General features: G+C 61.0%; 21 protein-coding genes and 1 pseudogene. 9 read left to right on the top strand and 13 right to left on the bottom strand.

What is annotated here, in order from left to right:
* The first annotated feature begins 15 nt into the window (after window positions 1–15).
* Window positions 16–378: a glycine cleavage system protein GcvH gene (gcvH, locus tag N1937_RS10895; protein ID WP_017964444.1), complete on the top strand. Its 363-nt coding sequence runs from the start codon at window positions 16–18 to the stop codon at window positions 376–378.
* Complete coding sequence (gcvP, locus tag N1937_RS10900; RefSeq protein ID WP_260058718.1) at window positions 378–3242, top strand: aminomethyl-transferring glycine dehydrogenase; 2865 nt, start codon at window positions 378–380, stop codon at window positions 3240–3242. The genes gcvH and gcvP overlap by 1 nt, the downstream gene beginning before the upstream one ends.
* 285 nt (window positions 3243–3527) lie before the next feature.
* Here the strand turns inward: gcvP and N1937_RS10905 are convergent, their stop codons facing one another.
* Complete coding sequence (locus N1937_RS10905; RefSeq protein WP_260058719.1) at window positions 3528–4496, bottom strand: SDR family NAD(P)-dependent oxidoreductase; 969 nt, start codon at window positions 4494–4496, stop codon at window positions 3528–3530.
* A 95-nt stretch (window positions 4497–4591) separates the two neighbouring features.
* Between N1937_RS10905 and N1937_RS10910 the strand changes: the two genes are divergently transcribed.
* From N1937_RS10910 to N1937_RS10920, 3 genes are all read left to right on the top strand, one after another.
* Window positions 4592–5212 (top strand): TetR/AcrR family transcriptional regulator, encoded by a 621-nt coding sequence (locus tag N1937_RS10910; protein WP_260058721.1) that lies wholly within the window; start codon window positions 4592–4594, stop codon window positions 5210–5212.
* A gap of 430 nt (window positions 5213–5642) precedes the next feature.
* A complete protein-coding gene (locus tag N1937_RS10915) occupies window positions 5643–6677 on the top strand; it encodes a glycoside hydrolase family 25 protein (RefSeq protein ID WP_260058723.1) in 1035 nt (344 codons plus the stop codon).
* A gap of 166 nt (window positions 6678–6843) precedes the next feature.
* On the top strand, window positions 6844–7149 hold the full coding sequence (locus tag N1937_RS10920) for a flagellar basal body rod C-terminal domain-containing protein (RefSeq protein ID WP_260058725.1): 306 nt from the start codon (window positions 6844–6846) through the stop codon (window positions 7147–7149).
* Window positions 7150–7207: 58 nt separating this feature from the next.
* Here the strand turns inward: N1937_RS10920 and sufA are convergent, their stop codons facing one another.
* From sufA to N1937_RS10960, 8 genes and pseudogenes are all read right to left on the bottom strand, one after another.
* A complete protein-coding gene (gene sufA, locus N1937_RS10925) occupies window positions 7208–7600 on the bottom strand; it encodes a Fe-S cluster assembly scaffold SufA (RefSeq protein ID WP_017964450.1) in 393 nt (130 codons plus the stop codon).
* Between the two features lie 92 nt (window positions 7601–7692).
* On the bottom strand, window positions 7693–8073 hold the full coding sequence (locus N1937_RS10930) for an SUF system Fe-S cluster assembly protein (RefSeq protein ID WP_003559708.1): 381 nt from the start codon (window positions 8071–8073) through the stop codon (window positions 7693–7695).
* 12 nt (window positions 8074–8085) lie between these two features.
* Window positions 8086–9327, bottom strand: a complete 1242-nt coding sequence (locus tag N1937_RS10935; RefSeq protein WP_260058735.1) for a cysteine desulfurase — start codon at window positions 9325–9327, stop codon at window positions 8086–8088.
* Window positions 9328–9340: 13 nt separating this feature from the next.
* A complete protein-coding gene (gene sufD / locus N1937_RS10940) occupies window positions 9341–10615 on the bottom strand; it encodes a Fe-S cluster assembly protein SufD (RefSeq protein ID WP_260058737.1) in 1275 nt (424 codons plus the stop codon).
* A 25-nt stretch (window positions 10616–10640) separates the two neighbouring features.
* Window positions 10641–11395, bottom strand: a pseudogene (gene sufC / locus N1937_RS10945) (Fe-S cluster assembly ATPase SufC).
* Window positions 11396–11463: 68 nt separating this feature from the next.
* On the bottom strand, window positions 11464–11637 hold the full coding sequence (locus N1937_RS10950) for a hypothetical protein (protein WP_158081411.1): 174 nt from the start codon (window positions 11635–11637) through the stop codon (window positions 11464–11466).
* Window position 11638: 1 nt separating this feature from the next.
* Entirely contained in the window at window positions 11639–13108 is a 1470-nt protein-coding gene (gene sufB, locus N1937_RS10955) for a Fe-S cluster assembly protein SufB (protein WP_260058739.1), read from the bottom strand.
* A 93-nt stretch (window positions 13109–13201) separates the two neighbouring features.
* The gene (locus N1937_RS10960; RefSeq protein ID WP_260058740.1) at window positions 13202–14419 is read right to left on the bottom strand and encodes a cysteine desulfurase family protein; all 1218 of its coding nucleotides are present in this window, start codon (window positions 14417–14419) and stop codon (window positions 13202–13204) included.
* 217 nt (window positions 14420–14636) lie between these two features.
* Here N1937_RS10960 and N1937_RS10965 point away from each other — a divergent pair, with 217 nt between their 5' ends.
* Together N1937_RS10965 and N1937_RS10970 are read left to right on the top strand one after the other, a co-directional pair.
* A complete protein-coding gene (locus N1937_RS10965; protein ID WP_003559715.1) occupies window positions 14637–15314 on the top strand; it encodes an alpha/beta hydrolase in 678 nt (225 codons plus the stop codon).
* A 144-nt stretch (window positions 15315–15458) separates the two neighbouring features.
* Entirely contained in the window at window positions 15459–16634 is a 1176-nt protein-coding gene (locus tag N1937_RS10970) for an acyltransferase family protein (RefSeq protein ID WP_260058743.1), read from the top strand.
* Here the strand turns inward: N1937_RS10970 and N1937_RS10975 are convergent.
* Window positions 16631–17158: a GNAT family N-acetyltransferase gene (locus tag N1937_RS10975; RefSeq protein ID WP_260058744.1), complete on the bottom strand. Its 528-nt coding sequence runs from the start codon at window positions 17156–17158 to the stop codon at window positions 16631–16633. The two genes, N1937_RS10970 and N1937_RS10975, sit on opposite strands and share 4 nt — an antisense overlap.
* On the bottom strand, window positions 17155–18273 hold the full coding sequence (locus tag N1937_RS10980; protein WP_260058745.1) for an anhydro-N-acetylmuramic acid kinase: 1119 nt from the start codon (window positions 18271–18273) through the stop codon (window positions 17155–17157). Before N1937_RS10980 ends, N1937_RS10975 begins: the two co-directional genes overlap by 4 nt.
* A 133-nt stretch (window positions 18274–18406) precedes the next feature.
* Here N1937_RS10980 and tyrS point away from each other — a divergent pair, with 133 nt between their 5' ends.
* Window positions 18407–19663 carry a tyrosine--tRNA ligase gene (tyrS, locus tag N1937_RS10985; protein WP_170261471.1) on the top strand — a complete coding sequence of 419 codons (1257 nt, stop codon included), beginning with the start codon at window positions 18407–18409 and terminating at the stop codon, window positions 19661–19663.
* Between the two features lie 61 nt (window positions 19664–19724).
* On the opposite strand, the gene N1937_RS10990 is transcribed toward tyrS, so the two are convergent.
* Window positions 19725–20045, bottom strand: coding sequence for a hypothetical protein (locus tag N1937_RS10990; protein ID WP_162117076.1), 321 nt, complete (start codon window positions 20043–20045; stop codon window positions 19725–19727).
* Window positions 20046–20268: 223 nt separating this feature from the next.
* Between N1937_RS10990 and N1937_RS10995 the strand changes: the two genes are divergently transcribed.
* Window positions 20269–21930 carry an alpha-amylase family protein gene (locus tag N1937_RS10995; protein WP_170255817.1) on the top strand — a complete coding sequence of 554 codons (1662 nt, stop codon included), beginning with the start codon at window positions 20269–20271 and terminating at the stop codon, window positions 21928–21930.
* Window positions 21931–21968: 38 nt separating this feature from the next.
* On the opposite strand, the gene N1937_RS11000 is transcribed toward N1937_RS10995, so the two are convergent.
* Window positions 21969–25367 (bottom strand): DUF3971 domain-containing protein, encoded by a 3399-nt coding sequence (locus N1937_RS11000; protein ID WP_260058748.1) that lies wholly within the window; start codon window positions 25365–25367, stop codon window positions 21969–21971.
* Window positions 25368–25425: the final 58 nt, after the last annotated feature.

Consider the following 25425-nt stretch of genomic DNA (forward strand, 5'->3'; position numbering starts at 1 on the left):
CAGAGAGGACGAACAATGCTGAAATTTACCGAAGAACACGAATGGCTGAAGATCGAAGGCGGCGTTGCGACGGTCGGCATCACCAACTATGCCGTCGATCAACTCGGCGACCTGGTTTTCGTCGAGTTGCCGGAAGTCGGCGCGACCTTCTCCAAGAACGGCAATGCCGCAACCGTTGAATCCGTCAAGGCTGCTTCCGACGTCTATTGTCCGCTTGATGGCGAGATCACCGAGGTCAATCCGGCCATCGTTGCAGATCCGTCGCTGGTCAATTCCGATCCTCAGGGCGCCGGCTGGTTTTTCAAGCTGAAGCTTGCAAATGCTGCCGACGCCGATGGCCTGCTCGACGAGGCGGCCTACAAGGAGCTCACTGCGTAATGACGACGCCGACAGAATTCCAGTTCACCGACTATCAGCCCTACGATTTCGCCAATCGCCGTCATATCGGCCCCTCGCCGGCCGAGATGACCGACATGCTGAAGGTGATCGGCTATAACAGCCTCGACGGCCTGATCGACGCGACGTTGCCGCCCTCGATCCGCCAGAAGGAGCCGCTCGTCTGGGGCGCGCCGATGACCGAGCGCGAGGCGCTCGACAAGCTGCGCGAGACCGCCAACAAAAACAAGGTGCTGGTCTCGCTGATCGGCCAGGGTTACTACGGCACCATCACGCCGCCGGTCATCCAGCGCAACATCCTGGAAAACCCCGCCTGGTACACCGCCTATACGCCTTATCAGCCGGAGATCAGCCAGGGCCGCCTCGAAGCGCTCCTGAACTACCAGACGATGATCTGCGACTTGACCGGCTTGGACGTCGCCAACGCCTCGCTGCTCGACGAGGCAACCGCCGCCGCCGAAGGCATGGCGATCGCCGAGCGCGTCGCCAAGTCGAAAGCGAAGGCCTTCTTCGTCGATGCAGACTGCCATCCGCAGACCATCGCCCTCATCCGCACCCGCGCCGAGCCGCTCGGCTGGAGCGTCATCGTCGGCAATCCCTTCACCGATCTCGATCCCGTCGACGTCTTCGGCGCGATCTTCCAGTATCCCGGCACGCACGGTCACGTGCATGATTTCACCGGCCTGATCTCGCGCCTGCACCAGACCGGCGCCATTGCCGTGGTCGCCGCCGATATCCTGGCGCTGACGCTGCTGAAATCGCCCGGCGAAATGGGTGCCGATATCGCTGTCGGCTCCTCGCAGCGCTTCGGTGTCCCGGTTGGCTACGGCGGCCCGCATGCAGCCTATATGTCGGTCAAGGATGCCATCAAGCGCTCCATGCCCGGCCGCCTCGTCGGCGTTTCCGTCGATGCCCGCGGCAATCGCGCCTATCGCCTGTCGCTGCAGACCCGCGAACAGCATATCCGCCGCGAGAAGGCGACGTCGAACATCTGCACCGCCCAGGTGCTGCTTGCCGTCATGGCCTCGATGTATGCCGTCTTCCACGGCCCGAAGGGCATCAAGGCGATCGCCCAGCAGGTGCACCAGAAGGCCGTGCTGATGGCCAAGGGGCTGGAAAAGCTCGGTTACAAGGTCGAACCCGACGCCTTCTTCGACACCATCACCGTCGACGTCGGCCACATGCAGGGTCTGATCATGCGTGCCGCCGTCGCCGAAGGTGTCAATCTGCGCAAGGTCGGCGAAACGAAAATCGGCATGAGCCTCGACGAACGCACCCGGCCGGCGACGCTTGAAGCCGTCTGGCGCGCCTTCGGCGGCAATTTCACCATTGCCGATTTCGAGCCCTCCTATCGCCTGCCGAAGGGCTTGCTCCGCACCAGCGATTACCTCGCCCATCCGATCTTCCACATGAACCGCGCCGAAAGCGAGATGACGCGTTATATCCGCCGGCTTTCTGATCGCGACTTGGCGCTCGACCGCTCGATGATCCCGCTCGGCTCCTGCACGATGAAACTCAACGCGACGGCGGAAATGCTGCCGATCACCTGGCCGGAATTCTCGGATATCCATCCCTTCGTGCCGGCCGACCAGGCGCTCGGCTACCGCGAGATGATCGACGACCTGATCGAAAAGCTCTGCGCCGTCACCGGCTACGACGCCTTCTCCATGCAGCCGAATTCGGGCGCTCAGGGTGAATATGCCGGCCTGCTGACCATCCGCAACTATCATATCGCCAATGGCGATACCCATCGCGACGTCTGCCTGATCCCGACCTCGGCACACGGCACCAACCCGGCCTCGGCCCAGATGGTCGGCATGAAGGTGGTCGTCGTCAAGGTGCGCGAAAACGGCGATATCGATCTTGACGATTTCCGCGCCAAGGCTGAGCAGCATGCGGCAAACCTCTCTTGCTGCATGATCACCTACCCTTCGACGCACGGCGTCTTCGAGGAGACCGTCAAGGAAATCTGCGATCTCGTGCATGAGCATGGCGGCCAGGTCTATCTCGACGGCGCCAACATGAATGCCATGGTTGGCCTGTCCCGCCCCGGTGACATCGGCTCCGACGTTTCGCATCTCAACCTGCACAAGACCTTTTGCATTCCGCATGGCGGCGGCGGACCCGGCATGGGCCCGATCGGGGTCAAGGCGCATCTGGCACCCTATCTGCCCGGCCATCCCGAAACCGACGGCCGTTCGGGTGCGGTTTCAGCCGCCGCCTTCGGCTCGGCCTCTATCCTGCCGATCTCCTGGAGCTATTGCCTGATGATGGGCGGCGAAGGCCTGACGCAGGCAACCAAGGTGGCGATCCTCAACGCCAACTATATCGCCGCCCGGTTGAAGGGCGCCTATGACGTGCTCTACAAATCGGAAACCGGCCGCGTCGCGCATGAATGCATCATCGACACCCGTCCGCTGGTCGATAGCTCGGGCGTCACGGTCGACGACGTCGCCAAGCGCCTGATCGACTGCGGCTTCCATGCCCCGACCATGAGCTGGCCGGTCGCCGGCACGCTGATGATCGAGCCGACGGAAAGCGAGACCAAGGCCGAACTCGACCGTTTCTGCGAGGCGATGCTGGCGATCCGCGAGGAAGCCCGCGCCATCGAGGATGGCCGCATGGACAAGGTGAACAACCCGCTGAAGAACGCCCCGCACACGGTGGAAGATCTCGTCGGCGAATGGGATCGTCCCTACAGCCGCGAACAGGCCTGCTTCCCGCCCGGCGCCTTCCGCGTCGACAAATACTGGTCGCCGGTCAACCGCGTCGACAACGTCTATGGCGACCGCAACCTGATCTGCACCTGCCCGCCGGTGGAAAGCTACGCCGAGGCGGCGGAGTAGCGGTTAAGCCTGGTGAAGCGAAGAGCCGAGCAACCCGAGCCCCTTCCATCATGGGAGGGGCTTTTCTAATCCGATAGAAATGTGCGGCTAACCTTGCTCTCTAAGCGTCTATCGAAGCTCCGTTCGTCTGCGAGGGTAATTTCTGGAATAACACGCTACGCCCGGCGTAGCTCAACGTAAGAGCAGCGGTCTGGTTAGCAGCCGATCCAGGTCCAATTCCTCGGCAGGGGCACCAGTTTCCCAATTCCCCTGCTCTATCAGCGTCGAGGCGTGCGGATTTACGGTCTAGAAGCGCTCGCCGACCATATTCTCGCTTTTGGCCCACAATGCCCTGGCCGTCTCGGGGTCGAGCGCGTAGGTGCGCACGCCTTCGGAAATCGGACTGATCTCCGCATCCGTCACTTCGGAGACGTGGCAATTCTCACAATATCTGCCGCCGACCGCATCTGCCGGGGCGACGAAACCTGCCCAGACCGAGGTAGCCGCACCCTGCGGAATCGTCTTCCACTGGAAGGGTGGCTTGCCGTCGGCGGTGAGTGCTGCGTTAATCTGCGCTATCATGCCTTCAATCATGTCAGGGTCGAGATGACGGCCGAGCTCGGTCTGGATGCCGCCGGGATGCAGTGCCGTTGCACGGATGCCGCGCTCCTTGAGGCGCCGGTCGAGTTCCACTGTGAACAGGATATTTGCAGTTTTCGACTGGGCATAGGCCGCCCAGGGCTCATAGGTCTTGCTCTCGAAATTGAGGTCGTCGAGGCTGAAAGGTGCCATGCGATGGCCCGAGGATGCGACGATCACCACCCGGCCGCCCGATTTGACGAGCGGTACGATGCGGTTGACCAGCACGAAATGACCGAGATGATTAGTGCCGAACTGCGTTTCGAAGCCATCGGCGGTGCGGCCGAAGGGAGCGGCCATTACGCCGGCATTGGCAATGACGACATCGAAGGGGCGACCATCCGAAGTGAGCGCATTGGCGCAGGCGCGCACGCTTGTCAAAGAGGCAAGATCAAGCTCGACGATATCCAGGCTGCCGCCATTGGCCGCACCGGCGCGCACGGCTTCCGTTGCCGCCCTCGCCTTTGCAAGGTCACGTGCCGTACCCGTCACCTGCGCTCCATGGGCCGCCAGCACGCGCGCGGTTTCCACGCCGAGACCGGCCGAAATACCCGTCACCAGAACGCGCTTGCCCTTGAGATCAACGCCGGCAAGCACCTCATCGGTGGTTGATGTCGCGCCAAAAAGTTCACTCATAATTATCTCCTTGATCATGGACGCACCGCTCCAGGCTGGTGGACCATTGCCCGCCGGCCTCAAATGAAATAAAAGGAGGGTGCCTCCAGATAAATATGGAGGGTTCCTCCGCTTATCAAGGAGACCTCTCGGAAATGGCCAAAAAAAGTGACGAGCCCGTCCGAAAGCCGCGTGCGGATGCCGAACGCAATCGTCTGCTGCTGATGGAAACGGCAAAGACCGTCTTTGCCGACAAGGGTTCCAGCGCCAACCTGGAGGAAATCGCCCGCATCGCTGGCGTCGGCATCGGCACACTCTATCGCCATTTCCCGACGCGCGATGCACTGGTTTCCGCCATCTACCGCAACGAAACGACGCAGCTTGCCGCTGCCGCCAAAGGCCTTGCCGAGACACATCCGCCTGTCGAAGCGCTCCGCCTGTGGCTAGTGCAGTTCGTGGATTATGTCGTGACGAAACACGGCATGTCCGAGGTGCTGGAATCTTTGGTCGGCGGCACCTCCGAGCTCTATGCCGATTCAGCCAGTTTGATCATAGGCGCCGTCAATCTGCTGGTGGATCGCGCAGTCGCCACCGGTGAAATCCATCTGGCGATGGACCCGCTCGATATCCTGCGCGCCCTGGCGGGCGGCGCGAGCATCAGCTGTGGCCCTGCCTGGCGGGATGCGGCAAGGCAACTCATCGATATTCTGATTGCGGGTATGAAAGCCAGTCGCTGAGGCTGCCGTATCATTCCTGCACGACCCTCTCAGATGGAGCTGCGCGAGAATGGCAACTCGACATGGAGGATTTCCGCGCACGCGGTGGAAGAACCTCGTCGGCGATTGGGATCGCCCCTATAGCCGCGAACAGGCTGCTTCCCGCCCGGCGCCTTCCGCGTCGACAAATACTGGTCGCCGGTCAACCGCGTCGATAATGTCTATGGCGACCGCAACCTGATCTGCACCTGCCCGCCGGTGGAAAGCTACGCCGAGGCGGCGGAGTAGCAGCCATTCGCCAAGCCCTTCCCACGAGTTGGCAGGGGCTTGCCGCTTCTGGGGCAGAAGGATCAAATTTAACCTTTCTTAGCAAGTCTCTGTTAGCAATTCAGAAAGGCAGCTTCCATCAACATGGATCACCGCCGGTCCCTTGTTTTGCGTGCAGGTTCTCATGCGTCCCTCGGCAGTGCCAGCAATCCTCCTCGCCGCCCTGATCCTGTCGGGATGCGCCGCAAGCTCCGGCGCCGAAGATGTGCTTACCCCTGTGCCGTCGGCGGAAACGACCAATGCAATCAGCAAGCCGAGCGGCCCGATACCTGCTGCCGCCGTCGGCGATACCACCCCGCAGGCAAGCACGCCGCAGGAGGCGTTGAACTGGACAGGGCCGGAGCCGCAGGCGCTCGTGCCGGCGGACAGGCCGGTCGGCATGCCGATGCCGACGGAACGGCCGGTGGCGATACTGATGCCCGCCAACCCGGAAGCCGATCCCGATAACAGCACCAAATCGCCGACACGTTCGCGAATCTACGGTCACCGCTTCCGCGACGCCAAGCCGATCAACTTCGGCTCCACGTCTCCGCGAAAGCTTGCCGTGCACGGCGTCGATGTCTCGCGCTGGCAGGGCGAGATCGACTGGGAGACATTACAGTCACAGGGCGCCAATTTCGTCTACATCAAGGCGACGGACGGCGGCGATCACCTCGATCCGATGTTCAAGAAGAACTGGCGCCGGGCCAAGGAAGCCGGTCTGAAACACGGCGCCTATCATTTCTTTTATTGGTGCCGGACCGCCGGCGAACAGGCCGACTGGTTCATCCGCAACGTGCCCAGGGAAGCAAATGCCCTTCCGCCTGTTATCGACGTCGAATGGAACGGCGAATCGAGCTGCAAGCGGCGCATTTCCCCCGCCCGCGTCCGGGAAAAGATGCAGGTTTTCATGGACAAGCTGGAACGCCATTACGGCCAGCGCCCGATCATCTACACGGCGCCGGACTTCTACCGCGATAATTTGAAGGGCCAAATGCTCGACTATCCCTTCTGGCTGCGCTCGGTGGCCGCTCATCCCTCCAAGGTCTACCCCGGCCGCAAGTGGCTGTTCTGGCAGTATTCCGGCTCCGGCCTTTCCGAGGGCGTCGACGGCAAGATCGACCTCAACGTGTTCAACGGCAACGAAAACGATTGGCACGACTGGATGGCGACACGATAGCGACGCTGTCCATGGCTCTGCGTCCCTCCGATATCCTTCCGTGCCAATCCGGAACAGATGGATGGCAAGACGCGCTCAGCTATGGGTCTTTGCTAACGCAACGCCTTCAGCATTCCCTAAGCCCTTGCATGTAGAAAAATTTCATCCAGTTCTGGGGAAACGGCTGATGAGCACGTTGGGAATTACGAGCACTGCTCTTTCGGGGATGCGAGCACAGACGACGCGTGTCGGCGCAATTGCCAACAACATCACCAACAGCAGCACGCCGGGCTATGCCAGGCTGAACACCAGCCTCACCTCCGTGGTGCAAGCCGGCGTCCAGGCCGTCATCAACCCGACCGCGTCAAATGTCGATCCGGCCACCGAACTGACTGATCTGATTGAAGCCGAACAGAGCTATAGGGCAAACGCGGTTGTCTTCGAAACCGGCGCCGACATGTGGGAAATGCTGATGAGCATCAAGCGCGACTGAACACGCCCGATTTCATCGGAGAGTTGCTGGCGGAGAATATTCCGCCGCTCTGAAGTTGTCAGGAATGCGCCGGCTCGCCCTGGCGCTGGGCGGCAAGGGCCGCCAGATCGGCAGGCTTCAGTTCGACGGATTCACCGCAGCCGCAGGCCGAGGTCTGGTTCGGATTGGTGAAGGTGAAGCCGGAGCGCAGCGTCGTCGTCTCGAAACCCATTTCGGTGCCGAGCAGATAAAGGGCTGCCGACGGCTCAACCCAGACTTTGGCGCCGTCGCGCTCGATCAAATCGTCCTTGGCATTGGGCTCAGTCACCAGGTCAATGGTATATTCCATCCCGGCGCAGCCGCCCTTCTTGATGCCGACGCGAATGCCTTTGGCATCCGATCCTGAGTTCTCGACGATCGCCTTGACGCGGGCCGCGGCACCGTCCGTCATGCTCATAATTGCAAAGCCCATCGGCTCATTCTCCTTCCGCAACCGGGGTCAAGATCCGGTGCATCGTGATTCAAATGTAGTCGTCCAAGGTAAACGGATCAATACCGATCCTCTCAGTACCAGCCGACGGCGACCTGCGCCTCTTCGGACATACGATCCGGCGTCCACGGCGGATCGAAGGTCATGGCTACCTCGACGCCGGACACGCCTTCGACGGCACCGACGGCATTTTCGACCCAGCCGGGCATCTCGCCGGCAACCGGGCACCCGGGTGCGGTCAGCGTCATCATGATCTTCACCATCCGGTCGTCTTCGATGTCGATCTTGTAGATCAGACCCAACTCGAAGATGTCGGCTGGAATTTCCGGATCGTAGACGGTCTTCAGCGCGCTGATGACGTCGTCGCTCAGCCGCGCCAGTTCATCGGCCGGAATGCTGGAATGCACGATGCCTTCGCGCACGTCGATCTTCTGTTCGCTTTCGTCCAGGCTCATCACGGACACTCCTCAAGCAAAGAACTTGCGCGCATATTCAAGCGCATCGGCCAGGGCATCGACCTCGGCGCGGGTATTGTACATGCCGAAGGATGCACGGCATGTGGAGGTGACGCCGAAGCGTTTCAAGAGCGGCATGGCGCAATGCGTGCCGGCCCTGACCGCAATACCCTGCCGGTCGATCACCATCGAGACGTCATGGGCATGGATACCGGCAAGCTCGAAGGAAAAGATGCTTCCCTTGTCGGGTGCCGTCCCAAAGACATGCAGCGAATTAACGGATTTCAGCCGCTCGACCGCATAGGCGGCAAGATCGGCCTCATGGCGGGCGATCGCCTCGCGGCCAACCTTCTCCATGTAGTCGAGTGCATAACCGAGCCCGATCGCCTGCACGATTGGCGGCGTGCCGGCCTCGAAGCGATGCGGCGGGTCGTTATAAGTGACCATATCCTCGGCGACCTCGAAGATCATCTCGCCGCCGCCCTGGAACGGCCGCATCTCGAAAAGCCGCTCCTTCTTGCCGTAGAGCACGCCGATGCCCGACGGGCCGTAGAGTTTGTGACCGGTCATGACGTACCAGTCGCAATCGATATCCTGCACGTCGACAGGCAGATGCACGGCGCCCTGGCTGCCGTCGATCAGCACCGGGATGCCGCGTTCGTGCGCGATCCGGCAGACTTCCTTGACGGGAACGATGGTGCCGAGCGCATTCGACATATGGGTGATGGCAACGAGCTTGGTGCGCTCCGTCAGGCTCTTCTCGAAATCCTCGATACGGAAGGCACCTTCGTCATCCACAGGCACCCAGACGAGCTTGGCGCCCTGCCGCTCTCGAATGAAGTGCCAGGGCACGATGTTGGAATGGTGCTCCATGATCGTGAGCACTATCTCGTCGTCTTCGCCGATCTTCGGCATGCCCCAGCCATAGGCGACGGTGTTGATCGCTTCCGTCGAATTCTTGGTGAAGACGATGTCGTTGACCGAGGGGGCGTTGAGGAAACGGCGCACCTTCTCGCGCGCTGCTTCATAGGCGTCCGTGGCCGCATTCGAGAGATAGTGCAGGCCGCGATGCACATTGGCGTATTGATGCGAATAGGTATGCGAGATGGCGTCGATCACCACCTGCGGCTTCTGCGCCGATGCGCCGTTGTCGAGATAGACCAGCGGCTTGCCGTGCACCTTCTCCGTCAGGATCGGAAAATCCCGGCGGATGGCTTCGACGTCGTATTGCGTGGCCGGCACGATCTTGTCCATTTGATATATCCGATCAGGCGTGCTTTTCGAGCCAGGCCGAAATCACGCCTTCAAGCGCCTCGACCAGGTCCTCATCTTCCAGTTCCTCGACGATTTCGGCGACGAAGGCGTTGACGAGCATCGCCCGCGCCTTGTTCTCCGGAATGCCGCGCGCCATCATGTAATAGAGATGGTTGGCGTCGATATCGGTCACCGTGGCGCCATGGCCGCACTGGACGTCGTCGGCGAAGATTTCGAGTTCGGGCTTGACCGAGAATTCGGCATCGTCGGACATCAGCAACGTGTTGCAGGCCATCTTGGCATCGGTCTTCTGCGCATCGGGCGCGACCCGGATCATGCCCTGGAACACACCTTTGGCGCGGTCGAAGACGACGTTGCGGATCACTTCGGTCGAGCCGGTATTCGGCACGTCGTGGCCGAGCACCATCGTCACATCAGTATGCGTGTCGCCGCCGAGCAGATTGATGCCGCGCAGCGTCAGGTCTGCGCCCTCGCCCGTCACCTTGATGTTGAGCTCCTGGCGCACCAGCCTGCCGCCGGCATTGATGACGAAAAGCCGAAGCTTGGCGTCGGCGCCGAGATCGATGCGGATCTGGCCGAGATGCGTATCGTCGGCTCCCTGCTGCTGCAATATGATCCAGGTCAGCTCCGTGCCCTCGCCGACAACGATGTCACTGACGTGAGACACAAAGGCTGCGTCGCCAGTCACCGCAAGGTGACGCTCGATGACGGTCGCCTTGACGTTTGCGCCGAAGGAAACAGGAAGACGCGTGTGCGTCTGCCCACCGGCATGGATGAACTGGATTTCGAGCGGGTTTTCAAGCTCGGTATCGGCAGGCACGTCGACGACATAGCCGTCGCGCACGAAGCTGCCATTGATGCGGCCGACCGCGTCGTCGCTGCCGAGCGCATCCAGGCCGTCCGCGGCGGAGCCGTCGAGCAGACGTTCGGAATAGGGCGAAACGCCAAGGCCGTCAGCGGCAGCCTTCTGGTTGGAATGGCCCTGAATCACCGCCAGCACCGTGGCATCAGCAACGAGCGGCTCCAAAGCGTCCGAGCCGGCATCACCCGCCTGCGACGGGACAGTGCGCAAAAGATTCTTGAGGTCGGTATAGTGCCAAGCCTCGATCCGGCGCGTCGGCAGGCCGGCCTTCTTCAGGTCGTCGAGAAGCCGGTCGCGCAGTGCCGTCACCGCGCCATTGCCCGGCAGTTCGCCGATCTGCTGATTGAAGGCCTCGATCAGCGCCGTCTCGGCCGCAGTCAGGCGGCTCGTCGTCTGCATATTCATGGACGTCGTCCTTTCCACCCGAAACTCAGGCCGCCGTGCCGATGATGTCGGCATAGCCGTTGGCTTCCAGCTCATGCGCCAGCGTCTTGTCGCCCGACTTGATCACCTGGCCCTTGTAGAGCACGTGGACGGTATCCGGCACGATGTAGTCGAGCAGGCGCTGGTAGTGGGTGATGACCACGACCGCGCGGTCCGGCGAACGCAGCGCGTTGACGCCGTCGGCGACGATCTTCAGCGCGTCGATGTCGAGCCCGGAATCGGTTTCGTCGAGCACGCAGAGCTTCGGTTCGAGCAGCGCCATCTGCAGGATCTCGGCGCGCTTCTTCTCGCCGCCGGAGAACCCGACGTTCAGCGGCCGCTTCAGCATCTCGGTATTGATCTGCAGCTTGCCGGCGGCATCCTTGACGCGGCGCATGAAGTCCGGCGTCGTCAGCTCGTCCTCGCCGCGCGCCTTGCGCTGCTCGTTCATCGCCACCTTCAGGAACTGCATGGTGGCAACACCCGGGATTTCGACCGGGTACTGGAAGGCGAGGAAGATGCCCTTGGAGGCGCGTTCGGAGGGATCAAGCTCGAGAATGCTCTCGCCATTGTAGAGAATGTCACCCTCGGTGACTTCGTAATCGCTGCGGCCGGACAGCACATAGGAGAGCGTCGACTTGCCGGAGCCGTTCGGCCCCATGATCGCGGCAACCTCATTACTTTCACGGTCAGGTTCAAGCCACGGATGATCTCGGTGCCGTCTTCGGCGATGCGGGCATGGAGGTTCTTGATTTCAAGCATTTCGTTTTTCCTGTGTACTCGGGCACAAGCGACCCAGCGTCTGTACAAAAGTGGATGTGAAGATCAGTTTATAAGAGGCGCTTAAGTGCCACAAAGGCAATAAGCACCATGGCGGCTCCCGCAATGCTCATTATCCAGCTCATTCTCTCCGCGTTCGGCCGTTTGCGGCGAAAAACGAAAAGACTGGCAACCGCCACGCCAATCGGTGTGGCCACCTGATCAATAAACTGCGCAGTTTCCATGTCAGCCGACCGAGCCTTCTAGCGAGATGCTGATCAGCTTCTGCGCCTCGACGGCGAATTCCATCGGCAGTTCCTGCAGCACTTCCTTGACGAAACCGTTGACGATCAGGGCGATCGCCGCTTCGGTCGGGATGCCGCGCTGCAGGCAGTAGAACAGCTGGTCCTCGGAGATCTTTGAGGTCGTCGCCTCATGCTCGAACTGCGCCGTCGAATTCTTCGCCTCGATGTAGGGCACGGTATGGGCGCCGCACTTGTCGCCGATCAGCAACGAATCGCACTGGGTGAAGTTGCGCGCATTCGATGCCTTGCGGTGAGCCGAGACCTGGCCGCGATAGGTGTTGTTGGAAACGCCGGCGGCGATGCCCTTGGAGACGATGCGGCTCGACGTGTTCTTGCCGAGATGGATCATCTTGGTGCCGCTGTCGATCTGCTGGTGGCCATTCGAAACGGCGATCGAGTAGAATTCGCCGCGGCTGTCATCGCCGCGCAGGATGCAGGACGGATATTTCCAGGTGATCGCCGAACCGGTTTCGACCTGCGTCCAGGAAATCTTCGAGCGGTCGCCCCGGCAATCGCCGCGCTTGGTGACGAAGTTGTAGATGCCGCCCTTGCCGTTCTTGTCGCCGGGATACCAGTTCTGCACCGTCGAATATTTGATCTCGGCATCGTCGAGCGCAACCAGCTCGACCACGGCGGCATGCAGCTGGTTTTCATCGCGCTGCGGCGCCGTGCAGCCTTCGAGATAGGAGACGTAGGCGCCCTCTTCCGCAATGATCAGCGTGCGCTCGAACTGACCAGTGCCCCTCTCATTGATGCGAAAATACGTGGACAGCTCCATTGGGCAACGAACGCCCTTCGGCACGAAGACGAAGGAACCGTCGGTGAATACAGCCGAATTCAGCGTCGCATAATAATTGTCCGAGGTCGGCACGACCGAGCCGAGATATTTCCGGACGAGATCGGGATATTCGCGGATTGCTTCCGAGATCGACATGAAGATCACGCCGGCCTTCTTCAGCTCTGCCTTGAAGGTGGTAACGACCGAGACGCTGTCGAAAACGGCGTCGACGGCGATCTTCGGCTTCTCGACGCCGGCAAGGATCTCCTGCTCACGCAGCGGGATGCCGAGCTTTTCATAGACCTTCAACAGCTCCGGATCGACGTCGTCGAGCGACTTTGGACCCGGCGTGCTTTTCGGCGCAGCGTAATAATAGATGTCGTTGAAATCGATCTTCGGATAGTTGACGCGCGCCCAGGTCGGCTCTTCCAGCGTCAGCCAGCGCCGATAGGCCTCGAGACGCCATTCCAGCATCCATTCCGGCTCCTGCTTCTTGGCCGAAATGAAGCGGATGATGTCCTCGGACAGGCCTTTCGGCGCCTTGTCCATCTCGATGACGGTCTCGAAACCGTATTTGTACTGATCCACATCGATCAGGCGCACCCGGTCGATTGTTTCCTGCACGGCAGCCATCTCATTCTCCAATCTCGCCGGATACAAGGTCCGGCAGCTTGTAGCGTTTAGGCAATTATCTTGCCCTTTATGTAAGAGGCCAAAAGGGACTTTTCAGCCCGATTGGCAAGCGGAAATTTGCGTTTCCGCAAGTTTTGGCACGGGGCAAACGGCCTCGCCAGCCGACCTGCGTCGGTTGGCGATCTTCGCGAAAGCCGCAATCGCCCTGTCGATATCCTCTTCCGTTGTCGAAAAGCCAAGCGAGATGCGCAGTGCCCCGAGCTTGGCGTCACGGCCCATCGCCGTCAGCACATGGCTTTCGCCGAGCCGGCCGGATGAGCAGGCCGAGCCTGCCGAAAGGGCAACGCCTTCGAGATCGAAAGCGATCTGTCCGGTCTCAGCCTTCAGCCCCGGCAGAGTGAAGAAGACCGTATTGGCGACTCGCTCGCCGCCCTCGCCGTGGATCATCACATCGACTGCCGCCTCACGCATGCCGGCTTCCAAGCGCTCGCGTAGCGCACCGATCGCCGCATTGCGCGCCTCGAGTTCGTCGGCCGCGGCTTCTGCTGCCGCGCCGAAGCCGATCAGCGCCAGCGAATTCTGTGTTCCTGAGCGGTGACCCCGCTCCTGCCCACCACCCTGGATCAGCGGCCTGGGCATCAGCGCCTCGCCGCGCGCAATCAGTGCGCCGGCCCCCTTCGGCCCGCCGATCTTGTGCGAGGAAACAATCATGAAATCGGCGCCGATCTTTTCGATCTCAAGCGCGACGCGGCCGGCAGCCTGGACGGCATCGACCACGAAGAGGCCGCCATGGGCGTGGACGATCTTTGCCGCCGCCTCAACCGGCTGGACGATGCCCGTCTCATTGTTGACGAGCATGACGGCGACCATCGGCAGGCCGGCGGCCTTGTCATGCGCATCGAGCAGCTTGGAGAGTGCGTCGAGATCGACGACACCGGCTTCCGTCACCGGGATCTCCGTCATACTCTCCCTGGCGAAGCGGCCGCCTTCGCGCACCGCGGGATGCTCAATCGCCGAAAAATAAAGATGGCCAAGCCGAAGCGGCGTGCGGCCCATGCGGAAATCCGGCGTCAGCACCAGATTGGCGGCCTCGGTCGCGCCGCTGGTAAAGACCACATTGCCGGCATCTGTGCCGGCAAATGCCGCCACCTTGCGTCGTGCGCCTTCGATGGCGGCACGCGCCGCGCGACCCTCTCCGTGCACACTGTTCGGATTGCCAAACACGTCCATGGCGCGCATGATCGCCGCGCGTGCTGCGGGGTGCAGCGGCGCTGTGGCATTCCAGTCGAGATAAAGGCGTGGCGGCGCCATGATCTTCAGTCCTGCGCTTGACGAGCTTGCTTCAGCGGCCGCGGTTCATTTTTCTTGAAATTTCCGCCGGGCTTGCCTTATGACACGTTCCACGATGCGTGGATCGCCATGCAAGTTTCGAATTGTTCTAAACTGCGTTTTAGAAAAGCTGACAACACTAGTCAAGTCATGTTGTCGTCCAACGCAGCGCGAACGCGAAATAAAACCCGGAGTACCAATGCCCGAAGTTATTTTCAACGGCCCAGCCGGCCGTCTTGAAGGCCGCTACCAGCCCTCCAAGGAAAAAAGCGCGCCCATCGCCCTGATTCTGCATCCGCATCCGCAGTTCGGCGGCACGATGAACAATCAGATCGTCTATCAGCTCTTCTACATGTTCCAGAAGCGCGGGTTCACGACGCTGCGCTTCAACTTCCGGGGCATCGGCCGCAGCCAGGGTGAATTCGACCACGGCGCCGGCGAACTCTCGGATGCCGCCTCGGCGCTCGACTGGGTGCAGAGCCTGCATCCCGATTCCAAGACCTGCTGGGTCGCCGGCTATTCCTTCGGCTCCTGGATCGGCATGCAGTTGTTGATGCGCCGGCCGGAGATCGAAGGCTTCATGTCGATCGCCCCGCAGCCGAACACCTACGACTTCTCCTTCCTGGCGCCCTGCCCGTCTTCCGGCCTGATCATCAACGGTGAGGCCGACAAGGTGGCGCCGGAAAAGGATGTCAATGGCCTTGTGGAGAAACTGAAGACCCAGAAGGGCATCCTCATTACCCATCGCACAGTTGCCAACGCCAACCACTTCTTCAACGGCCAGGTGGAAACGCTGATGGGCGAATGCGAGGACTATCTCGACCGGCGCCTCAACGGCGAACTGGTGCCGGAACCGGCCGCCAAGCGGATCCGCTGACACCACGAAATCCAGGCGTCATCGATGCCGTGACGGCCCGGAACACAACCGGGCCGGATGTGCCAGAACAGATCACCTATCGAGTTGCAATCCATATTGCAGTGCGGTAGGGTCCTCGCGATCCTAACAAAAGCGAGGTCCGCAATGACCAAGTCGTTCGGGGAAGTCCTGGATAAGTATAGGGGTATTGGTCCGGGGTTCGATTTTCTTCGAATAGGGCTCGCCTTTTCCATCGTATTGACCCATTCCTTTTTGTTAACCGAGAACACTGACTTCATCAGGGGGTCGGTATTCTGGTTTACTGAATACGCTCTTGTTCCGATGTTCTTCGCTTTGAGCGGATTTCTGATCGCCGGCAGCGCACAGCGCCTGAGCCTCCGCAATTTCCTGATCAACCGAGGCTTGCGCATCGTCCCGGCCCTTGCGGTCGATATCGTCGTCTGCTCGTTGATTATCGGGCCGATCATTACGGTCGTGTACCACGCCGAATATTTTACCGATCAGCGGTTTTTCAAATACTTCCTGAATATCGTCGGCTGGATCCATTACGAGCTGCCGGGCGTCTTCCAGGATAATCCGAGCCAGCGCGTCAACGGCGCTCTCTGGACGGTTCCCTGGGAAATCTTCTGCTACATCATCATGTCGTTCCTGATGATCACCGCCATCGTCAAGACGCGCTACAAGCTGCTCGCGGTGACGATCGCTTACATCGTCATCGGCCTTATTGTGCAGAAGATGCCCTATCTGTTGCCTGATACAATCAAACCGACCGCTAGCTTCCTGTTCATGAGCCGAGGTTCCCAGCTGATAACGGCCTTCATGATGGGCATCGTCGCCTTTCAGTTCAAAGCGGTCATTCCGCATTCCCGCTGGCTGTTCGCCGCCGCCTGCCTGGTTTGCATCGTTGCTATCCTCACCCTGGACAGCCGGGCGACGGAGTCGGTGATGAACCGGCCCCTGGTCATCACCTCTCTCGTTTACATCACCGTCTTCGTCGGCCTGTCCGAGGTGCCCATCCCGGCCTTTTTCAGGAAAGGCGACTATTCCTACGGAGTCTATCTCTATCACGATCCGTTTTTGCAGATCTGGATCAGCTCGTTCCCGTCGGTTTTCCTCTATCCGAAATATGGTGCGCTGGCACTCTATCTCGTCGGCCTGCCATCGGCTCTCGCCGTTGCAGTGCTGTCCTGGCACTTCATCGAGAAGCCCATTCTTGGCCTTCGCAAGAAGTTCTCGTTCATCGCCCAGGTCAGGGGCGTCGAGGACGGCCATCAGGCTGGGCGCGAATCCCATGTCCGGCCGGTCGCCGTAAAGAGTTAGGGCTTTGCCGGCCGCATATCGGCGGTGAGTTCGAAAGCCGTGTCCAGCACTCCATCGATCAGGATCGGCGCGCGTTCGCGCATGCCGATCTTTCTGAGAACGCGCTGCGAGGCGATGTTTTCGGGATGCGTGAAGGCAATGAATCCTTGCGCAAACTCCCTTTCGAAGAACCAGTCAGCCAGCACGCTCGCCGCTTCCGTTGCCAGGCCCTTGCCCCACGCCTCCTCGCGCAGGGAATAGCCGAGTTCGAATTGCTCGTTCCTGAACTTTGAAATCCCCGCACGGCCGAGAAATCGACCGTCTTCGGCCAGGAGCTTGTATTTGGTCGTGCCGTCGCGCGCCTGCTCCTCGAACCAGCCGCGCAGCCGCTCCTCAGCCTTGTCAAGGCTCCACGGCGCGCTACCGGACAGATAGCGGGTCGTCGCCATCGTCGAATGCAGCTGCTGCACCAGGGCAGCATCGCCTTCGTCCCACATGACGAAGCGCATCCGGGACGTCTTGAGAATGACCGTCTCCGACATCATGCCTCCACGATGACGCCGCCGCTGACCGGGGCGGCCACCCCCGTCGTGCCGGGAAATGTCAGCGGCAGCCCGTCCAGCGACCGGACGGCGAGATAGGCCCAGGCCTCAGCTTCCATCGCATCGCCGTCGAAGCCTGCCTCCTCGGCGCTCAATACTCTAGAGCCTAGGCCTTCGGCCATGGCCGAGAACTCCGCCATCACGGTGGCGTTCAGACGCCCGCCGCCGCAGACGATATAGATCGCTGGGGTCTCGGGCAGGAAGCCGGCGGATTTGATGATCGAAGCGGCGGCGACATGCGCGAGCGTCCGGGCGCCGTCTTCAAGGCTCGCCTCCTCGGGTCGAAGCGGCGCGAAATCGCCGCGGTCCAGCGAACGGCGAACATTGCCGCGGAAGAACGGGCTTTGCAGATAACGCTCCGCCAGGCTGGCCACGACCTTGCCGCGTCCGCCGATTTCCCCACCGGGATCATAGGTTCTGCCGGTCTGCATCTCCACCCACTGGTCGATCAGCGTATTGCCCGGCCCGCTGTCGAACGCCGATATCCGTCCGTCGGTGCCGATAAAGGTCAGATTGGAGATGCCGCCGATATTGACGAAGCACACCGCCTGGCCCTGCTGCTGGAATTTTCCCGCAAGTGCGGCGTGATAGGCCGGCACCAGCGGTGCGCCCTGCCCGCCATGAACCATATCGTTGGCGCGCATGTCGTAGACCACCGATATGCCGGTTCTCTTCGCAAGTTCCGGCCCATCGCCGATCTGGATCGTCAATCCCTCGTCAGGCCGGTGAAGCACCGTCTGGCCATGGAAGCCGAGAACATCGACGGCATCGGCAGAAAGCCCGAAACGCTCCATGAATGCCCTAACGGCAATTGCATGCCTCAACGTCAGTTCAAGCTCGATATCGCGGAGCTCAGCCGGTCGCTGGCTTCTCTCACTGAGTGGACGCGACAGTTCCAGCGCCCGTTTGAGATGCCCGCGAAAATCCGCATCATAGGGCATGCCCATGAACGGCCCGCGCTCGATGAAGCCGCGGCCGTCGGTCCTGATCAGCGCGACGTCGATTCCGTCCATCGACGTGCCGCTCATCAGCCCGATCGCGGTCCTGATGACATCCATGAGGCTTGCCTCCCATGCGATTCCCGGATGCACTTTTATAAAAACAGTGCTAAACGCGCCGCGACAGATCAACAACAACGAACTTGCGTCAAGCCCGCATGGGGTGCGGCGCAGATATCAAGAGACGAAGGCCATGTCCGAGTTCAAGTCCGATTTCCTCCGCACGCTGAAAGAGCGCGGCTTCATTCATCAGGTCTCCGATGAAAGCGGCCTCGATAACCTGTTCGCGAAGGAAACCGTGACGGCCTATATCGGCTTCGATCCGACGGCGCCCAGCCTGCATGCCGGCTCGCTGATCCAGATCATGATGCTGCACTGGATGCAGAAGACCGGTCACCGCGCCATCTCGCTGATGGGCGGCGGCACCGGCATGGTCGGCGATCCCTCCTTCAAGGAAGAAGCGCGCCAGCTCATGACCGTCGATACGATCGAAGGCAACATCGCCTCGATCAAGCGCGTCTTCTCCAACTACCTGAACTACGGCGACGGTCCCAAGGACGCGCTGATGATCAACAATGCCGAATGGCTGCGCTCGCTGAACTATCTCGAATTCCTGCGCGACGTCGGCAAGCACTTCTCGGTCAACCGCATGCTGTCCTTCGACAGCGTCAAGACGCGTCTCGACCGCGAACAGTCACTGTCCTTCCTGGAATTCAACTACATGATCCTCCAGGCCTACGACTTCGTCGAGCTTGCCAAGCGCTACGACTGCCGCCTGCAGATGGGCGGTTCGGACCAGTGGGGCAATATCGTCAACGGCATCGATCTCGGTCACCGCATGGGCACACCGCAGCTCTATGCGCTGACATCGCCGCTGCTGACGACATCGTCGGGCGCCAAGATGGGCAAGTCGGCGACGGGCGCTGTCTGGCTGAATGCTGACATGCTCTCGGCTTACGATTTCTGGCAGTACTGGCGCAACACCGAGGATGCCGACGTCTCGCGCTTCCTGAAGCTCTACACCACGCTGCCGATGGATGAAATCGCCCGTCTCTCGGCACTCGGCGGTTCGGAGATCAACGAGGTCAAGAAGATCCTTGCGACCGAGGTAACGGCAATCCTGCACGGTCGCGAGGCCGCTGAACAGGCCGCCGAAACGGCGCGCAAGACTTTCGAGGAAGGCGGCCTCTCGGAAAACCTGCCGTCGGTCGACGTGCCCGCCTCCGAGCTCGACGCCGGCATCGGCCTGCTGTCGCTGATCGTTCGCGCCGGCCTTGCCTCATCGAACGGCGAAGCCCGCCGTCACGTCCAGGGCGGCGCCGTCCGCATCAACGACGAGGCGGTCAGCGACGAGCGCAAGATGATCGGCAGCGGCGAAATCACGACCGACGGCGTCATCAAGCTTTCGCTCGGCAAGAAGAAGCACATCCTGATCCGCCGCGCGGCGTAAGCGGCTTCAATTCCGAACCGATATCAAAGCCGGCGCCTGCGCCGGCTTCTTCTTTGCCTCACTATTCGGGTCGACGAGCAAGATCATTCAGCTCAACGCCGGCATTTCGGGTCATCTCGTCTGGTTTCTTAAGAAGATAGCCGGGTGGATCGACGCTTGAAGCGGGCTTCACCCGCGACCACCAGCTGATCGAGAAGATCGGCGGCGTCATTTCCGCGTCCAGAGGGACCATCAGGACGTGGTCGGAACGGATGACCGCCTCCTGCGATTTCAGCCGTACGCCCTTTTCCGCGGAAAGCGACACGTCGGCAATCGTGACGGCCATCATCGCGGCCGATGCGAAAGAAACTGTCCGGGCGCACTGCATGGCATCCTCCGACATTGCACCGGCCGTTGCTTCCTGGCCGGGACAGTATAGTACATCAGCTTTTCCTAAAATAGGCAAAGCATCAATGCCGGATTTGTCAGCCTGGCTTGGAATTGGCTTTGTCGTGGCGGAGCCCACGCATTTCTCTACTGCGAAGCGCCACGACCCGCATAACGAATACTTTGTCGGAACCTTTTCCGCCCGCCGGGATTTGCGACCTGTGGATTGGAGCGCCGGCATGATCAACGACCTCTGGTATAAAAACGCTGTCATCTACTGCCTGTCCGTCGAGACCTTCATGGATGCGAACGGTGACGGCGTGGGTGATTTTCAAGGCCTGATGCGGCGTCTCGACTATCTCTCCGGCCTTGGCGTGACGGCGATCTGGCTCATGCCGTTCCAGGCCTCGCCCGGTCGCGATGATGGTTACGACGTCTCCGACTATTACAATGTTGACCCGCGTTATGGCTCGCTCGGCGATTTCGTCGAATTCACCCACGGCGCCAAGCAGCGCGGTATCCGGGTGCTGATCGATCTGGTGATCAATCATACGTCCAAGGACCATCCCTGGTTCCAGGACGCCAGGAGCGATCCGCGCTCGCGCTATCGCGACTGGTACGTCTGGTCCGAGAAAAAGCCGGCGAATGCCGATCAGGGCATGGTTTTCCCCGGCGTCCAGAAGACGACCTGGACCCATGACGACAAAGCCAAGGCCTATTATTTTCACCGCTTCTACGATCATCAGCCCGATCTCAATACGTCGAACCCCGAGGTGCAGGCGGAAATCCTCAAGATCATGGGCTTCTGGATTCAGCTCGGCGTCTCCGGTTTCAGGATGGATGCCGCTCCCTTCATCATCGCGACGAAAGGCGCCGACGTTACCAAGCCTGTAGAGCAGTTCGACATGCTGAGGAAATTTCGCGAATTCCTGCAGTGGCGCCTGGGCGATTCAATCATTCTGGCGGAGGCCAATATCCTGCCGAAGGACAATTTCGAATATTTCGGCGATGACGGTGACCGCATGCAGATGATGTTCAATTTCCAGGTCAATCAAGCGCTGTTTTATGCCTTCGCCAGCGCCGATACGCGCCCGCTCAAGAAGGCCCTGGACGCCACAAAGCCGCGCCCAGCGACCGCGCAATGGGGCCTCTTCCTCCGCAACCATGATGAACTGGATCTCGGCCGGCTGACGGAAAAACAACGTGGCGCGGTATTTGCAGCCTTCGGAGCTGAAAAGGACATGCAGCTCTACGACAGAGGCATTCGTCGTCGCTTGGCGCCGATGCTCGGTGGCGACCGCCGCAGGATCGAAATGGCCTACAGCCTATTGTTTTCGCTGCCTGGAACGCCTGTCATCCGCTACGGCGACGAAATCGGCATGGGCGATGACCTTTGTCTGCCGGAGCGTAATTGCGCACGCACCCCGATGCAGTGGTCGACCGAACCGGAGGGCGGTTTCACCAAAAGTCAAAAGCCGATCTCGCCGGTCATCAAGGACGGCCCCTACGGTTTCCAGCATGTCAATGTTGCTGCACAGCGGCGCGATCCCAATTCGCTGCTGAATTGGACCGAGCGGATGATCCGGATGCGCAAAGAAGCCCCTGAGATCGGCTGGGGCGATTTTTCGGTGATCGACACCGGCAACGATGGCGTGCTGGCGCTTCGTTATGACTGGCGCGGCAATTCGGTGTTGATCCTGCACAACCTGCACCCGCAGCCGACGGAAGTGACCTTCGATCCCGACATCGGTGAAGACGGACGACAGTTGATCGATATTGCCGATGGCGCGAGCAGCAAGGCAAACGGGAAAGGATTTCATATCGTCGTGCTCGATGCCTACGCTTATCGCTGGTATCGCGTCGGCGGTCTCGACTATCTCCTCAGGCGGAGAGAGATTTAGCTACGTCACGCCACAACCTCTGCCATGACTGCTTCCTTTCACTGGAACTCAAAAATCTGCCGGAAAACACCGGGCGCGATGATCGACAGCGGGTTGATCTGCAGGTTCGGCTGGTCGAACTTGCCTGTCAGCTTGAAAGTGATGCCGATGAGGCCGCGGTCGCTGCCATTGCCGAGGATGACGCCGATCAGCGGCAGTTCGGCGAAGAGGCGGTTGAGGCCGTAGGCCGGCATGAAGGTGCCGGTCATGTCCATATTGCCCTTGCGATCGCGCACGATGCCCTGGAAGGTCGCGCCGATCTGGTCGCCGCGCAGCACGCCGTTTTCGATGCCGACCATGCCGTTGCGCGAAACGACACGGGCAAAGCCGCGCTGGAAGCGCTGCGACGACGTATCGATATCACGCTTGACGGCCTCGTTGAGGCTGCGCTGCTCACTGCCAACGGGCGTCGAGACAATCGAGCGCAGCCGTTGTTCGTTGACGATCGCGAAGCGGCGCACGTCGAGGGAGCCGTCCCAGCCGCCCTCCGCCCCCAGCCGGATCGCCAGATTGAGCAGGCCGCCCTGCATGTGCTGGTAGAGATCTGCGAAACGCGATACCGCGCCGGCATCACCGCTGGTGATGTTGATGACGCCGCCGTCCTGCATCTGGCTGACCACCGCCTCGCCGCTATCGGTAACGGCGGAAAAATTGAGCGTCTGCAGCTTGTCGCCGCGCAGTGATATTTGCGCCTGGAAATTGCCGACCTTCTCGTCGTTGAAGCCGATGACGTTTTTCAGCCTGGCGCGCACCGATACGCCGGTGTCGCCGGCATCCCCATCACCATCGTCACCCGAGCCCGATTTCAACCGCTGGATGACCGGCCGCGCATCGGCGCTGTCGCCGGAGACCGAGACGTCGAAATTGCCCTTGCTGCGTTTCACCGACAGGGCGAAATCGTCGAGCGAGGAGAGCTTGACGCTATCGAAATCGGCCGAGATCAGCCCGCCCTTGCCGATGTTCAACGATCCGCTGGCACCGAAACCGTCGCCCTTCAGGCGGAAGTTCCTGATCTGGGTATTGTCGGCCGGGCCTGATGTTTCGAACTCGGCCGTGGCGGCGATGCCGCTGCCTTTAGACCAGCCGATCCAAGGCAATTCGAGCAGCGACTTGGTGAGGTCGAGCTGGACGTCCTGCCGGTCGTCGTCGATCCGCGTCAGCACCATCTTCACGCTGCCGCCGACGATGCCGGAAAGGCCGGGTATCAGCTTGTTGCGCTGGTCCTCGGAAAGCGTCGCGGTGATCACCCGCTGCCGCGCCGCTGTATCGGATGCCTCGACCGGTTCGGTAAGATCGATATCGGCCGGGACACCGTCGATCTGGGCCTTGGCGTCGAGCGTGATCCGTTTCGGATTGCCGTTCAGCGTGCCGTCGAGATTGCTGATCATCCGGCCGGAAAACGGCTTGGCAAGATCGACGTCGGTGAGCTTCATTGCCGCTGTCCATTCGGCAGGCGGCGGGTTTTGCGAGGAGAGCAGGCCGAAATGGGCCTTCACATTCGCCTCGATCCGGCCCTTGAGATCGTCGGGCGTAAAGCCGGCGCGCTGCAGCACCCGGATCGGCCTGTAGGTCAGAAGTTCGCCGACGGCATCCGCCGGGCCGGACACCGCGAGATCGATATCGGCCATCAGCGGCTTATCGTAAGTGGCGGGCAAGATGAACGTCCCCTGCCCGAGACCGACGGACCGGCCGGACGGGAAATAGGACGTGCCGTTCTTGATCGCGATCGTCGCAACCGGGCCGCTCAGGTCGAAATGCGCTGACGTGTCGCGGATCGGCGGAATATCGCCGGCGACATTCATCCGCGCCCCCGCAATGTCGAAGCCGATGCGGATCTGGTTGGCATCGAGTTTCAATCCCTTGCCGCCGGCTGCCTCATCCAGCCTGCCGAAGGGAATGAAGACCGATATGGTGGCGTTGGTGACGGTGCCGCCAAAGAGATTGCCGTGCAGCCAGGTGCGCACCTTGGGCGCCATCCAGAACGGCCAGAGCTGCTTGATCGCTGTCGTCTGCAACTGCGCCGACTGGCCGGCGAAGCTGATTTCCGGCGATTTGTCGCCGAGTTTGACGTGCAGTGATCCGTAGAGCGCACCGAGCGGGCTGGAAGCGGTTATGTTGGGAAACTGGAATTCACGGCCGGCGACCATGTAGCGCCCGGTCGCCTGGACGTCGAAGGAGAGCGGCGGCTCGCCGGAGCCGCCGGGGGCTGCCGTGCCGCCGCTGACGAGCAGGTCGATGCCGAAGCCCTTTCCTGCCTGCGGGTCGAGCTTGTCGAGATCGATCAGCGCACCATTGATGGGAAGCGTGGTCGCGCCGAACCGGGCGTTCGATCGGGCGATCTCGATCGTCTGCTTGGCGAAATCATAGACGAGATTGATTTGCCCGCCCGACACCTCCTGCGGATCGCCGTCGGCATAGATCAGGCCGGGATCGATATCGATTGTCGCCGCAAGCGCCGGCCGAACGCCATCGCGCCCTCTGGTGGCCGACACCGTGAGGTCGGCAAAGGCGCTGAGCCCCTGCCGTATTGCGCCCTGATCGTTGCGTTTCAGCCCGAAGGGCGTGAGGTCGGCATGCTTCAGCGTCGCAACGACCTTCGACACGTGGCCGTCTTCCTTCTCGGCCAGCACATCGAGCTCCGCCACTTCGCCGTTCAGCGCGACTTCGCCGGTCAATTGCAGCGAGGATGGTCCGGCATGGGCAAAGACGAGATTGTCGATGACCAGCGACAGCGGACCGTTGGCGGTATCGGCAAGCTTGATGTCGATGCCGGAGATGCGCATCGAATTCGTCGAGCCGCGCGTCACGATGCTGTCGAACATGTCGAACTGCGAGAAGATCTTCTCCATCGCCGCCGGCACGGCGTCGATGCGCAGATCATCGAGCTTGACGGGATTGCCGGAGGGCAAAAGCGCGGTATCGAGCGCGATATCCTCCGCTTCGATGTCCGTCACTGCGATCCGGCCGCGGAAAAGCTGCAGCGGATCGAGCCCCAGGCGCACCGAACCCGTCGTCGACAGGTGCTGGCCGCTCTCCTGGTCGATCATGTTGACGTTGCGCGCTTCAAGCGCCAGCCGGAAATCCGAGGTGAAGCGGATGACGGTGGAGCCGACCTCGGCGCGGTAGCGCGGTCCGGCCACGCCATTCAGCGCCGCCTGCGCCTGCTGCGACAGCGGCTTGTCGAATAGGCCGCTCTCGACGGTGAAAACGATGGCAGCAAGAATAAGCAGGATCAGTCCCAGAAATCCTGAGCTCAGCTTCACCGTGCGGCGCATCGGCGAACGCGGCGGCGGGCAATGAACGATGATCGGATCCTCGGCCTGGGCGGACGGCAAGCGGTCCAGCGCAACGATATCCTTCTTGCGAAACGTGACCTTTTCGCCGCGGATGGCTGACATGCGCCCTCGGGCTCTCCCTTAACTGAAGAATTGAACCCGGCCATGCTGGACGGGTATC

Source organism: Rhizobium sp. WSM4643 (genome assembly GCF_025152745.1).
Classification (GTDB): Bacteria; Pseudomonadota; Alphaproteobacteria; order Rhizobiales; family Rhizobiaceae; genus Rhizobium; species Rhizobium leguminosarum_I.

Coding starts and splice junctions, on each gene's coding strand:
- gcvH (WP_017964444.1), top strand. CDS start 16: ATGCTGAAATTTACCGAAGAACACGAATGGCTGAAGATCGAAGGCGGC.
- gcvP (WP_260058718.1), top strand. CDS start 378: ATGACGACGCCGACAGAATTCCAGTTCACCGACTATCAGCCCTACGAT.
- N1937_RS10905 (WP_260058719.1), bottom strand. CDS start 4,496: ATGAGTGAACTTTTTGGCGCGACATCAACCACCGATGAGGTGCTTGCC.
- N1937_RS10910 (WP_260058721.1), top strand. CDS start 4,592: ATGGAGGGTTCCTCCGCTTATCAAGGAGACCTCTCGGAAATGGCCAAA.
- N1937_RS10915 (WP_260058723.1), top strand. CDS start 5,643: ATGCGTCCCTCGGCAGTGCCAGCAATCCTCCTCGCCGCCCTGATCCTG.
- N1937_RS10920 (WP_260058725.1), top strand. CDS start 6,844: ATGAGCACGTTGGGAATTACGAGCACTGCTCTTTCGGGGATGCGAGCA.
- sufA (WP_017964450.1), bottom strand. CDS start 7,600: ATGGGCTTTGCAATTATGAGCATGACGGACGGTGCCGCGGCCCGCGTC.
- N1937_RS10930 (WP_003559708.1), bottom strand. CDS start 8,073: ATGAGCCTGGACGAAAGCGAACAGAAGATCGACGTGCGCGAAGGCATC.
- N1937_RS10935 (WP_260058735.1), bottom strand. CDS start 9,327: ATGGACAAGATCGTGCCGGCCACGCAATACGACGTCGAAGCCATCCGC.
- sufD (WP_260058737.1), bottom strand. CDS start 10,615: ATGAATATGCAGACGACGAGCCGCCTGACTGCGGCCGAGACGGCGCTG.
- N1937_RS10950 (WP_158081411.1), bottom strand. CDS start 11,637: ATGGAAACTGCGCAGTTTATTGATCAGGTGGCCACACCGATTGGCGTG.
- sufB (WP_260058739.1), bottom strand. CDS start 13,108: ATGGCTGCCGTGCAGGAAACAATCGACCGGGTGCGCCTGATCGATGTG.
- N1937_RS10960 (WP_260058740.1), bottom strand. CDS start 14,419: ATGGCGCCGCCACGCCTTTATCTCGACTGGAATGCCACAGCGCCGCTG.
- N1937_RS10965 (WP_003559715.1), top strand. CDS start 14,637: ATGCCCGAAGTTATTTTCAACGGCCCAGCCGGCCGTCTTGAAGGCCGC.
- N1937_RS10970 (WP_260058743.1), top strand. CDS start 15,459: ATGACCAAGTCGTTCGGGGAAGTCCTGGATAAGTATAGGGGTATTGGT.
- N1937_RS10975 (WP_260058744.1), bottom strand. CDS start 17,158: ATGATGTCGGAGACGGTCATTCTCAAGACGTCCCGGATGCGCTTCGTC.
- N1937_RS10980 (WP_260058745.1), bottom strand. CDS start 18,273: ATGGATGTCATCAGGACCGCGATCGGGCTGATGAGCGGCACGTCGATG.
- tyrS (WP_170261471.1), top strand. CDS start 18,407: ATGTCCGAGTTCAAGTCCGATTTCCTCCGCACGCTGAAAGAGCGCGGC.
- N1937_RS10990 (WP_162117076.1), bottom strand. CDS start 20,045: ATGTCGGAGGATGCCATGCAGTGCGCCCGGACAGTTTCTTTCGCATCG.
- N1937_RS10995 (WP_170255817.1), top strand. CDS start 20,269: ATGATCAACGACCTCTGGTATAAAAACGCTGTCATCTACTGCCTGTCC.
- N1937_RS11000 (WP_260058748.1), bottom strand. CDS start 25,367: ATGTCAGCCATCCGCGGCGAAAAGGTCACGTTTCGCAAGAAGGATATC.